At 50.1% G+C, this 12531-nt stretch carries 8 protein-coding genes; all 8 read right to left on the bottom strand.

Features of this window, described 5'->3' with window-relative positions; genetic code table 11:
* Positions 1 to 23: 23 nt before the first annotated feature.
* Positions 24 to 1091: an NAD-dependent epimerase gene (locus RO22_RS11985; RefSeq protein WP_027959258.1), complete on the bottom strand. Its 1068-nt coding sequence runs from the start codon at positions 1089 to 1091 to the stop codon at positions 24 to 26.
* Between the two features lie 68 nt (positions 1092 to 1159).
* On the bottom strand, positions 1160 to 2344 hold the full coding sequence (locus RO22_RS11980; protein WP_022523692.1) for a hypothetical protein: 1185 nt from the start codon (positions 2342 to 2344) through the stop codon (positions 1160 to 1162).
* 216 nt (positions 2345 to 2560) lie between these two features.
* A complete protein-coding gene (locus RO22_RS11975; protein ID WP_027959257.1) occupies positions 2561 to 4561 on the bottom strand; it encodes a polysaccharide biosynthesis protein in 2001 nt (666 codons plus the stop codon).
* Positions 4562 to 4614: 53 nt separating this feature from the next.
* A complete protein-coding gene (locus RO22_RS11970) occupies positions 4615 to 5760 on the bottom strand; it encodes a hypothetical protein (protein WP_022523694.1) in 1146 nt (381 codons plus the stop codon).
* A gap of 24 nt (positions 5761 to 5784) precedes the next feature.
* A complete protein-coding gene (locus RO22_RS11965; protein ID WP_041158420.1) occupies positions 5785 to 7599 on the bottom strand; it encodes an ABC transporter ATP-binding protein in 1815 nt (604 codons plus the stop codon).
* Between the two features lie 6 nt (positions 7600 to 7605).
* Positions 7606 to 9861: a polysaccharide biosynthesis tyrosine autokinase gene (locus tag RO22_RS11960; protein ID WP_022523695.1), complete on the bottom strand. Its 2256-nt coding sequence runs from the start codon at positions 9859 to 9861 to the stop codon at positions 7606 to 7608.
* 28 nt (positions 9862 to 9889) lie between these two features.
* Positions 9890 to 11044 (bottom strand): polysaccharide export protein, encoded by a 1155-nt coding sequence (locus RO22_RS11955; RefSeq protein ID WP_084625324.1) that lies wholly within the window; start codon positions 11042 to 11044, stop codon positions 9890 to 9892.
* Between the two features lie 474 nt (positions 11045 to 11518).
* Positions 11519 to 12511, bottom strand: coding sequence for a phosphoribosyltransferase (locus RO22_RS11950; protein WP_009286546.1), 993 nt, complete (start codon positions 12509 to 12511; stop codon positions 11519 to 11521).
* Between the last annotated feature and the right edge of the window lie 20 nt (positions 12512 to 12531).

The following is a 12531-nucleotide window of genomic DNA, read 5'->3' as shown; positions in this document are numbered from 1 at the left end:
GTGAGAAAAATTAGAGAGAAGTTTTATTTAGGCAAGCTATGAATTTCACTTATGGTGCTGCTCGCCTTATTTGGCGAATAGTAACTTCGATACCATTCGACAAACTTGGCAACGCCATGAAAAACTGATGTGGCGGGCCTATAACCAACCTTTTTTTCTAATTCACCTGAATCCGCATAAGTGTCTGGAACATCGCCAGGCTGCAAAGGCAGTAGATCCTTGATGGCCTTTCTACCTAATGCTTTTTCAATGGCTTCGATATAGATGTTGACCGTCACAGGATCATTATTGCCAATGTTGAAGATACGAAATGGCGCATTGCTGGTAGCAGGGTCAGGGTTATCGCTATTCCACTCAAAAGCAGGAGTGGCTATATCATCACTGGCGCGAATAACGCCCTCAACAATATCATCCACATAGGTGAAGTCGCGGGTATGGCAGCCATAATTGAAAACCTGGATGGGCTCATTGGCCAAAATATTTTTGGTGAATTTAAAAAGCGCCATATCTGGGCGCCCCCAGGGGCCATAGACGGTGAAAAACCTTAGCCCGGTGGTCGGTAATCTAAACAAATGACTATAACTGTGGGCCATCATTTCATTGGCTTTTTTGGTGGCAGCATAAAATTGCAGTGGATGGTTGGCTCCTTCATGCTCGGAAAACGGCATTAAAGTATTAGCGCCATAAACACTACTGGTACTGGCGTACGTCAGGTGCGCAATGCTGGAGTAACGACACGCCTCCAAAACATTAGTAAACCCAATCAAGTTACTTTCCACATAACTAAGTGGGTTTTCCAGCGAATAACGAACCCCTGCTTGGGCAGCTAGATGAATAACTCGGTCAAAGTGGTGTTCATTAAAACACTCGGCCACCGCCTGTTGATCAGCTAGATTAGCGCGAATAGAAAGGTAGTCGTTTCTTGTCTCTTTCGCCGTCTGCTCAAGAATTTTTAGGCGCGCCTCCTTAATGGCAGGGTCATAATAGTCATTGACGCTATCAAAGCCGACGACACTATCACCGCGCTCCAGTAGCCGCTTGGCAGTGTGAAAGCCGATGAATCCGGCATGGCCGGTAACAAGAATCTTCATTTAATAACTCCATGACGTGGGAGGAATAGAGGGCATTGGCAGGAGTAGGGCAAATAACAGCGCTAATCTCAGCTGCGTACAAAGCGCTGAATATGGCGCCAGCTCACTCGCCTCAAGCCATCCAACGTCAAGGGCACCAGAGCCACTGAACGCACCATGGCAAGTAACGGACGCGGAAGCTCACTCAGACATAAGGTTCGCGGCAGGCCGGTATAGGGAAACCAACATTGTCGATAGGAGCTCTGCCGGGCTGAAGGAGGTAAATCGCCGGTAAAAATCGAAGGTACGGCGTACCAGGCATAGTTGCCTTTCAGCGTCTTTATTTCGTCAGAACCGGGCTGTAGAAACTCGAAATCGATAATCTTTAGCCCTTGGCAAGGGTCATAGATAAGGTCATGCGGATTAAGATCGATGCATTCATAGCCAAGACTGCGATAGTGCAAAATAACGGCTCTCACGCGCTCGATGGCCCAGATAGGCAGCAAACCATGATTAGAAAAAGGCGCACGAGGCGATAAAATGCGTTCCATGCAATTGGCATAGCGCTCAAACACTAGATAATGAGTACCGACTTCTAGCAGACGGGATACTTCTGGCAGAGAGGCACCGAGTTCACGCGCCTTTACTTCACGCTCTAGGTAGCGCTCACGCCCAGGCCGAAATGTCTTGCAAATCGCCTCAGTGCCATGAAAATCCACCAGCTCTACTTTGGCTCGGCAAACCTCTTTACTTAGGTCAGCTAATACCGGGTAAGGTGTGCGAAATGCTGCATCGTTGCTTAGGGCTGCTTCACGTATCTTACCGATCTGCTCGGGCACCAAGGTTTTGAGATACTTAAACGCCTGATCCGCATCGCGGGAGCAATGTATCGGACTCTGTTGTTCTGCTTTGCTCTCCTCTGGAGAGAGCGTGGCACTGAAGGTTGCCCTGATGGTAGGTAGTCTTAAATTGGGAGAGTCACTCGACATCCGCTTCACCGGTACTGGATGGACATCCTGTACCACAAGCAGAAAAACTGGCGGCGACCCACTGCTGGCAAAATTTCCTTGCTCTTGTCCATCATCAAGAACCCACTGAGCGAGCGCCTGTTGCTGCCCACTTTCGATTGGCACGCTACACAACACATTAAATCCATAGTGATCAAGCAACTTAAGAAGGGTGTCCAAATACGCCAACTCACACTCTCTAATCAGAAAAACAGTAATCCCGGATAGCCACTCTTGTTGCTCGTCATCAGATTGTTTGTTCGTCATGACTTGCCTCCTTGTGCTAAAGAGAGCACTTATTTTTAAATAAGCATTGATGACATGCTCAATAATGCTTTTCGCATCACTCAAGCATGAAAAGTGGTGATCAGAGCGAGGGGGAAACGGCTCAGTCGCTATGGCGTAGGCGCCGGAAGTAAACGGGTTGCAGCAAAGTTGGTAAGATTCCGTCGTCTTGTGATAGCCAGCGATTCAATAAGATTCTCAACCTTCTTTGGGTACGGAGCGTAATACAGGGCCTAGTCTGGCGACCGACCTTAAGGCTGTGTTCGTTGCATCAACATGTTGGCGTTGCGTATCTGAGGTCATGGTCTGACGCGCTTTCCATACCAGGTCGGCTATTTCGTCCAAAGGGTTGTAGTCCAGTGGAGCCGACTGCAACAACTGGCGGATACGCAGGTGATCAGTAGCGATAAATGCCTGCTCCAGCTGCTTTAAAAAGGCTTCGAGCCTCGGCCATTCCCAGAAGCGCTCTTTTGAAGTCATGATACGATCATGGCGCGTCTTGCTGACGTCATGACCTATCAACAATTCCTCGTAAAGCTTTTCACCAGGCCGCAAGCCGGAATAGATGATTTCGATATCCCCTTCAGGATGCGCAGCGTCTCTTACCTCCAATCCCGAAAGGCGAATCATATTCATGGCCAGATCATGAATGCGTACCGGCTCGCCCATATCGAGCACGAAAACCTCCCCACCTTCCCCCATGGCGCCAGCCTGGATAACCAGCTGCGCAGCTTCGGGAATTGTCATGAAATAGCGGGTGATATCCGGGTGAGTCACCTTAACGGGGCCGCCCTGCTCAATCTGCTGACGAAACACTGGGACAACGGAGCCACTTGAACCCAGAACATTGCCAAAGCGCACCATGCAGAATCGAGTGTTGGACTGAGAATGTGCGAAGGCCTGACAGATAAGCTCAGTCAAACGCTTGGATGCACCCATGGCATTGGAGGGGCGAACCGCTTTATCGGTGGATACCACCACAAAGGTTTCAACATTGGCCGACATTGCCGCCTTGGCCAGATTCAATGTGCCAAAGACGTTATTACTCACTCCTTGCACGAGATTAAATTCCACCATCGGCACATGCTTGTAAGCAGCAGCGTGGTAGACAGTATGCACCTCGAAACATTCGAACACTGCCTTAAGACTGCCCGAATGCTGCACTGAGATAAGCAATGGTTTTAGCTCGCACCGTGACGCGGTGCTTTCGATATGTTGCTTCAACTCTTGCTCAATGGCGTATAGCGCAAATTCGCAGTTATCGATCAAAAGCAGGCGGACAGGATTCTGATCAAGAATCTGACGACACAGTTCACTGCCTATCGAGCCTCCTGCCCCCGTCACCATGACCGATTTATCGCGGATATTGGCCTCCATCAGTTCGGGGAAGGCAGGCACAGACTCCCTACCCAATAAATCTTCCAGCGCCACATCGCGAAGTTCACTGATTTTGGCTCTACCGGCAATTACATCGGCGCTACCAGGAATTGTCTTAAGAGGCACGGAAAGGCCCGAAAGCCAGTGCAGTATCTCGCGGCGACGCCAACGTGGGGCGCTGGGGATAGCTAACAAGACCATTGTGGCGCGGTGTTCTTGAACCAGAGCAGCTAATGCTACCGGCTGATGTACCCGCAGCCCTTCTACCATGGCGCCTTCCAATCCCCGCCAGTCATCAACGAAGGCCACCGGCTGGTATTCCTCTCCATTGCGCAGAGCAGCCACCAGCTCGCAACCCGCGGCCCCTGCCCCATAAATCACCACTGGCTTGCGCTGTCGAAGCTGACTGTGGCGATACAACTCGCGCAATAGAAAACGCAGGCTACCGATACCCAACAATAAGAGCAGCGCATAAATGATGATAATAGATAGTCCAATGGGCGAGTTAACCATGTAACTGGCCGGCGCTACTAACAAAGTCGATGCCAGCACAACAACAGCTATAGTGGATACAGTGGCATGGCTCATGTAGCGAATGACGGCGCGATAAAGCCCTAACCAGCGGAAAAGCAAAAGGCTTATCGGAACTAACACGCTGATGGTCATCCACAAGGAAATGCTGCTGAGTGGTTGTAGGCTTTCCAGGTGAATCATTGTGGCAAGTTGCAGGCTACCCACCACAATCAAACCATCAAATACAACAAGTACCCGGCGCTTTATGGAGCGCGGCGCCATTGATAACGACTTTATGAAACTAGCCATAGTTATCTCTATCCGTCCTTGCGGGTTGCCAAGTTACAGCGCTGACAGCCGCATTATTGAAGTGGGCGATCAAAAACGAGATTTTGACGGGAAGCCGCTATCGAGCCTTCTCGATAGAGATGCCAACAGATCACTAGTAGTACCCAGAATAACGTCGCGCGCAGCCCGTTATGAGTAGTGGAATAAATCAATGGCCCTGCTACTCCAGCCCAGATGTAAAGGGGAGCTCGGCGCAATACGGTGGCTATTATCGATAGGAAAAGCACTAGGCCTGGCAAGCCATAAGCAAACAACATGTTAATAAAGGAGGAGTGGATTTCGGCCCCATCATATGGTGCAAAACGCTGCCGTTCGGCTTCTCCTGCCCCCAATATTGCGTAGGCGGGAAAGTTAGTCAGTCGGTCAAACTTGCGTTCTTCATACACACTATCAATTTTGCTTGGTGCTCGATCCATACGCGCTTCCAGGTTGCGCAACACCTGCCCCTCAGTACTAATATTGGCGAGCACAACACCTCCCAATAATAGTGGCACCAGCAGCAACAGGCGCGCAAAGTACTTGACCTGCTTAGCATTTGCTATGGCCCAGCCGATCCCCACCATAGCCCCACCTCCCATAGCGGCCAACGACGACGCCGATAAGATCCCCAACACGCCGCTAGCTAGCCCGGCCAATGCCAAAGGCCTCATTTTAGGGTGAAAATCATCGAGCATTAACAACACCACTACGCCACATAGCGAAAAGTAGGCCAGCTGATTGGGATTATTAAAGCTGCCAGTGGTGCGGTTGATCCCCAAGGCTAATTGCACTAACACATGGCCACCGGCGATCACTAGCGCAATAGAGATGCTATTTCGAATAAGCCCTATGGCACGTTCACCGTAAACGCTTAGGAAACGCAGCAGCCCCATACCGATTAAAAAATTGAACAGGAAAAACTGGGCTGGTCTAAAAAATTCAGTGGTTTCCATCACTAACGTCCAGCTAAGGCATACCATTACTACCCACAACACCATTAATCCCCAGCACATAGCGAAGGGTGAAACTTTCAGGTGTTTGTCTCCTAATGACATCAAAAGCATCACGCCGGCAAAACCGATCAGCACAAAATCAGCCAGCTGTGGCCCACCGCTGGGAAACAAATAAAGGCTGCTTAGCGAAAGCCCCACAAACAGCAATAGCGCACCGATCAGATTCATGGCGATACCTTTTTTCTACTGTGGCTAGAGGTTAGCCATCATCTGGAAGGTATGATTGCGACTGGCCAAGTCATCATAAGTACCTGCATCACTTACTTGCCCGTCCTCAAGCATATAAATTATGCCGCACTCTTTGACCGTGGCCAGGCGGTGGGCAATAAGCACCACCGTCATTTGGCCTGCGAAGCGCTGGATATCTTCCATCACACGACGTTCGGTGATCCCATCCAGAGCACTGGTGGCTTCATCAAAAACTAATACACTGGCTTGCTGATAAAGAGCACGGGCGATACCCAAACGCTGACGCTGTCCCCCTGATATCTGCACTCCGCGCTCCCCGATTCTAGTTTCGAGCCCTTCGGGAAATCGCATGATCAGTTCATCGAGTTGCGCCATGTGTAGGGCTTCTTTGACTCTCTCAACATCAATATTTTCGCGTTCAATGGCAAAGGCGACGTTTTCGAGGATCGTGGCATCGGACAGAAATATCTGTTGCGGCACAAACCCCACACTGGCATGCCAATTCCGCAAGTTCTCCTGCGTTAAAGCCACACCATCAATGAGTATTTGCCCTTGCTGAGGCTCGATCAGACCCAGCAATAGATCCACAGCAGTACTTTTACCACTGCCAGAAGCACCGACTAAGCCGACCATCTTGTTGACCGGAATTGTCAGAGTCAGGCCATTCAGCGCCCGTGCTCGCGCTCCTGGGTAGTCGAAGGCGACCTCATGAATTTTGATTTCTCGCTGAGGAACCCACGGCATTGACTGAGCAGCAGGCTTAGATTCACTGCCTGTTTTCAGTTTTATGGTTTCCTCACTGCTGGCGATCAAATCTTCACGGATTGCATCATAAGCCGCCAGGTTGCCGCGTATTTTAGTAATGGAGGTATAGATTTTCTGAAAGCCAGGCAGCATCTTGAAACCGGCTAGGGCATAAATTGAAAGCGCCGGCAAAATGGCGCCCAGATTGCCTTGGTAGAGGTTAAGCAGGTAAAGAACCAGCAGGATTACCGAACCAAAGGCCACTAGCTCGATAGCATAACGGGGTGCCTCACTCAGTCCTTGTGTTACACCTTGGCCTCGCGCTATGCGGTTGCTGGCCTTTTCAAACCGCGTGGTAAAACTCGCCTGACGATGCAATAAAAGAAGATCTTTGATGCCTCCAAACCCTTCAGTCATCAGCTTGAAGCGTTTCGATTGAGCCTCAGATATACGCCTTCCATTAATGCTGAGAAAGCGCCGCACCGTCTGATAAAGCAGTAGATAAGTGGCGAGGAATATCACTAAGCCGGATATTGCTACAACAGGGTTATAGATAAAGATAGCCAAGCTCATCAAGGTCACCATGACCGCCTTGGCGTTGAGCTCCATCGCTGGATTGATCACCTTTGTCGTAACGCGCTGGACTTCAACGGAGACCTTGCTGATCAGGACACTGGTATTCTGGCTCGAATGAAATAACCAAGGTTGGTACAGATAATAACGATAGAGGCGGCTAGAGAGTTCCGCTCCCACTTGCTCACTGTAGAGCGACAGCCGCCAGGTGGTATACATGGAAATTAGCGCTGCCATTAACAACACTCCAAGTACCATACCGCCCAATAGACTCAAGAAGGACTTGTGGCTTTGCATTCCGCTATAAGTATAAGCCCAGGCTAACCAACCATTGCCCTGGAGTTTGCTCATATCGCCGACCACCGCCATAAAAGGCCCAATGGCGATGACACTGGCAATTTGAGCTAGCGCCATCACAATGATCAGTGCCTGAAGCCCTAACAATCGGCGGCGCTGTTGTTGCGTTAGTAAAGAATAAAATTCGCGCAATTGATTAAGCATATTGGCTCACCGGTAAGCATAGAGGTAGCTGCCATAGTATCCGTGACGGCTGCTGGTCGGCTTCTTAACACCATTTAGAATTCCACCTTTGAGCCTCACACCAGCACTCTCAAGACGACGCTTAGCGGCTTTGATTTCGCCAGGAGGGTTCGTGTCGAACCGCACCACCATTAGACTGGTACCAACCAACTTGCCGACTACCGAGGCATCGGTTACCGCCAGAATCGGGGGCGTATCCACGATTACCAGGTCATAGTGCTGGCTTATCGTGTCTAGAAAGTCGTGAAAACTCTGCTGCATCAAAAGCTCTGATGGATTAGGCGGTACGCTTCCTCTTGCCACATAATCAAGTCCATCAAGCTCACTATGGCGAATGGCCTCCTCCACACTGATACGCCGTGCCAACAACTCTGAAAGTCCCTTTATTCCCTTACCGTGAAAGGCATGGTGCAAATGGCCGCGGCGCATATCAGCATCGATTAACAACACTTTTTGGCCAGCCTGGGCACATACCGCCGCTAAGTTCGCGGCTATGAAGCTCTTACCTACCCCCGGACTAGCACCAGTAATCATCAACCGATTGTTATCGGATTCGAGCATGGCGAAGTAGAGGCTGGTACGAAGCCCACGCAATGCCTCAACGGCAATTTCAGCGGGTTTCTTGACGGCCAGCAAGCCACGAAAAACTTCTTGGGCTTTCTTGGCACGACGCGGACGAATACGCTCGGTAAGCCCTGCCTGTTCACCGGAATTCGGTAAGGTGGCATAGACAGGCAGACCCAATTCTTCAAGCTGCTCGGGGGTTTTGATAGACCGACTAAGCAACATACGAACGATCACTAATAACATTGCCAACAAGGCGCCAAACAGGCCGCTAACAGCGGTTATTAAAGGGATACGTGGAGCAATGGTACCGGGGGACAGCATGGCCGCATCCAAGATACGCACATTGCCTACTGTGCCAGCCTTCACCAAACGCATCTCTTGAAGCTGGTTGAGTAGCTGGACATACACTTGCTGATTGACCTGAGTATCCCGAGTAAGACGCAGCACTTCCTGTTGGGTTTCGGGTAATTCACTCACCAGAGCGTTAAGTCGGTCACGCTCGGCTTCTAGCTGGCCGCGTTGTCTCAGTAACGTTTGGTAGTTAGGGTGTGAAGGACGGTACCTCTCAGCCAGATCCGCTTCCCGCATAGCCAACTCACCAAGCTGGTTTTCCACATCGACTACCCGAGTAAGCAGGTTCTGTGTCTCGAACGTCAGGTCGACAGAGTCACGCTGAGCTCGGTAATCGTTGAGCATGCCTTCGGCATCTGACAATTGGTTGCTAACCTGAGGAATTTGCTCGTTGAGAAAGGCGATCTGTTTTTCTGCTTCTTCTGAATGACGCTGCACGTTTTGAGTCAAAAAAACGCTGGTCAGCGTATCTAGTGTTGGCTGAATCTGGTTTTGATCCGCCCCGTTCAACGTCAGTTCATAGACGCCCGACTCTAACCCACGCGGAATGATTTCAAAGCGATTCTTCAGCTCACTTATTGCACTAAGAGCAGACGTTCTTACTAATGTGAATTCTGCGCCGGGGTGGGCCTCTGCCTGGCTGACAAAAAGACGATACCCCAATTCATCATTCTGTACCGTTTCCCCAACGCTACCAGTAAGCAGCGTTTCTTCTTCCAGCAGCAGCTCGAATTCACCGCCGTCGAGAAGCCGCAACACATGCTCCCCCCCCACGTTCTCCTCGGGAACATCGAAACGAGCGACTCGCAGTGATTCCCCAGCCCACACATAGGGGTTACTCCAAGCATCATCCACAGAGTCTGCTAACCACTGGCGAATGAATTCAGGCGTGAGGCTCTCGAACCACTGCTGATTAACTCCATGATGAACCAGAAAGTCCCCCACCACCGGCAACCTACGCGGCTCAACCTGAATGGCAAGGTCAAGACGGTCAGCGGTTTCACCCAACACCATACGTGACTGCAGAATTTCGAGCTCAGCAGAGGTAGGGTTGCCTTGTTGCGGCTCTCCCAATGACTCCATAAACGCCAAGTTCGATCCTCGGGTCTCTATCTGAACTAAGGCATCGGCCTGATAAATTCTCGGCTGAGAGCTGGCATTAAAGTAGCCCGCCAGCAGAAAAAATCCCGTCACCGACACAATAAACCAGCGATGATCGGACAGCGTGTCTACCAACTTACGCAGATTAAGCTCATCGCTCTCTCGAGGTGCTGGCGACGGCGCTGGTGAAGGGAAATTAGTCATGGAGATGCCTCATCACTCAGAAAATATATTAAAGCTCACCGGCATCAATAGCAGACGTTGCAAAGTCGCCTGGCAAACTAACTGATGGCAACAGCAGGGAGATCACAGAGTTCCAGCGAGCCAGCGGTGCTGACGTCACGTACACCACATCCTGCGGCTCAAGAGGAAAACGTGTTCCTAGCAATAAGCGAGTGGCATCCTGAATATCCAACTGATAGACGGTGGCAATTTTCTCGCTACCCGGCGGGTTTCCCCTTACTACGAAAATACCCGACGGCTGGGCGCGATTTTCATTCACACCACCTGCCCTTCCCAATGCATCCGTCAACGTGATGCGTTCATTGCCCAGGGCAATGGCACCTGGACGGCTAACCTGTCCCAGAACGACCACGTTTTGATTTTCCATGGTGGGCACGTGAAGTAGATCGCCATCACGCAGTAACCGGTTTTGTGTCATATCCCCTTGACGCATCATGGCGTAAAGCGATATCACCTCTTCACCACCATTGCGGCTTAGGGTGACATTACGCCAATCCGCATTATCACGTGCCCCGCCTACTTCACTAATGGCATCAAGTACCGTCATCGGCACAATACTCAGAGGCAGAGTGCCGGGGTTTTCCACTGCACCACTGATGTACACTTTTTGGGAGTTAAACGCCGCAATGCCTACCTCTACCTGCGGCTCATTGATTACTGCGGACAATCGCCGTGCGATTAACTCGCGCACCTCGTCAAGCGTCATGCCCTCGACTCTCACACGCCCTACGTAGGGATAGAACATCGTGCCATTGGGCCGTATACGGTTCCCGGTTTCCGCAGCGGAGCGCTCGGCGCCGGCAGGAATCGTTAATTCTGGATGGTCATAGACGATCACGCTTAAAATGTCCCCAGGCCCTACCCGATATTCGTAGTCTTGCACTTCTTGATTCAATGCTTGAGACGTGGCTTGCGTGGTAGGCTCTTCTGGGACATACAACCTATCTACAAACTCTGGTGTAATGGGTTGTACGTCCACTCGGCCATCAAGCGATTGGTCGAGCTCGCTTTCATCAATATGCCCGCCTGGGGCCATGGCACAGCCACTTAATATCCCCAGCAGCATGATGAACATTAGATAGCGAACCAGCCGCAATGGGTTTTTTCTGGTTTCTACACCTTCTATTGCTTTGAAATTATTCATTTTTTGTTCCCTTTGCTTTGTGTCTTACCACGCTACCGCCCGGGGATTTTAAATGGCATTTCCCAGAGCCTATTTGGAAACTCGCCTTGGCAGTGCAACCTTCGAGCCGCCATAAGACATGAATGCCATTACGGCAGACAAATATAATGTTACATAAAAAAACAAAAAACATACTTTGATTTACTTCATTGCTGAGGATGAGATAGCTAACGCTATTTAGGCGTTTAGAAATGAGGTTTGGCGTCATGGGTGAGAGGAGAGGAGATCATGCCTAGCGGTATTAAACATTTAATGATAATAAAAAATTTATATTTAAAATTAATAAGTTGTAAAAAGTTACAAAAGAAGAAATTTCAAGTTACAATCGCGGAACAATTGTAATATCGCCTTAATTGAGGGGTTTCTTAGTGACAGTGGTCACATAGAAAAAAGCCACCCTTGGAGGGGCGGCCATAAGTTGGTCTTTGAATCCGCTCACGCCTTTTTGGGTTTCCACCGCTCCCTCAGTGCCGTCTTGAGGGGGCTTGGAAAGCTAGATAAAATCTTTCTTTTGCTGGCGCTGAGAAGGCGTTTCGTATAGCTATGCGATCCCTTTTTGGCGGAGATTTTATCAGACGCTGTATAGACTCTATTATCTTCACAGCAATAAACGGCTTTCCCCGATATTTTTGCAATACTTGCAGCCTGCCTGGTAGCACTCTCAATGAAGAAAGTGTAATCCGAGTTCTTATAGAACAGGCCCTTGTGCGTAGAGTGAATCCCCTGGCGTTGGCGCTCCTCTTTCGAAGGCAGATCCAGCATGACCAAGCGCTCATAGTCAATTCCCTGTTGCTTCAGCCACTGCTCTGTCTGGCTACGGTACTTCTCAAGACGGTTGGTTACCAAGCAGCCGATTCGGCCAGCAGGTAGGAAAAGAAGCTCCGCGTTATTCAAAAACGCAATGTACTGCTCTCCATCATCGTTCTGAAGGTCGGTAGGATCGACGCACAGTACACCATCGATATCGACACATGACTGGGAAAGTATGGCAGGAGTGAAAAGGTTCCACTGGAAAGCACAAGGCGATTCTAGCGTGTAAAAATGAAAATCAACATGTTGCTTACCGTCGGGATCAGCATAGATCGCCAAGGTATCTATTATACAAGGACAGTTTTCGGGGATAGCACTCCGTGCTTCCTGCACAGTCTTCCCTGTAATGACGCTATCATCGACGAAAAGAACTTTTTTCGCGTCCCAGGCGGCTCCCGGCGGCTTTTCTTCCTTTCTACGCAAGCGAGTTTTCAGCGGTTGGTTGTCAATAAAGTCTGGGAGCCCCATCATATCGAGATGCAAACCCAACGCAACCATGCTGGCAGGGATGATGCCGCTACGGGGAATACCGACCACCAGGTCGTAATCCTTCCCGTGAACTTTGAACAAGGACGCAGCGATGTCCTCACTTAAATCACCATAGGATTTGTAATTCATTGTCTATCCCTCCTTATTTA

Origin of the sequence: Halomonas sp. KHS3 (genome assembly GCF_000830495.1) — a bacterium.
GTDB classification, from domain to species: Bacteria; Pseudomonadota; Gammaproteobacteria; order Pseudomonadales; family Halomonadaceae; genus Vreelandella; species Vreelandella titanicae.
This window is presented reverse-complemented; position numbering and strand designations above follow the sequence as displayed.

What these genes read in the sequence shown, in the direction of transcription:
- RO22_RS11980 (WP_022523692.1), bottom strand. Translation starts at nt 2,344, where the DNA reads ATGACGAACAAACAATCTGATGACGAGCAACAAGAGTGGCTATCCGGG.
- RO22_RS11960 (WP_022523695.1), bottom strand. Translation starts at nt 9,861, where the DNA reads ATGACTAATTTCCCTTCACCAGCGCCGTCGCCAGCACCTCGAGAGAGC.
- RO22_RS11965 (WP_041158420.1), bottom strand. Translation starts at nt 7,599, where the DNA reads ATGCTTAATCAATTGCGCGAATTTTATTCTTTACTAACGCAACAACAG.
- RO22_RS11985 (WP_027959258.1), bottom strand. Translation starts at nt 1,091, where the DNA reads ATGAAGATTCTTGTTACCGGCCATGCCGGATTCATCGGCTTTCACACT.
- RO22_RS11975 (WP_027959257.1), bottom strand. Translation starts at nt 4,561, where the DNA reads ATGGCTAGTTTCATAAAGTCGTTATCAATGGCGCCGCGCTCCATAAAG.
- RO22_RS11970 (WP_022523694.1), bottom strand. Translation starts at nt 5,760, where the DNA reads ATGAATCTGATCGGTGCGCTATTGCTGTTTGTGGGGCTTTCGCTAAGC.
- RO22_RS11955 (WP_084625324.1), bottom strand. Translation starts at nt 11,044, where the DNA reads ATGAATAATTTCAAAGCAATAGAAGGTGTAGAAACCAGAAAAAACCCA.
- RO22_RS11950 (WP_009286546.1), bottom strand. Translation starts at nt 12,511, where the DNA reads ATGAATTACAAATCCTATGGTGATTTAAGTGAGGACATCGCTGCGTCC.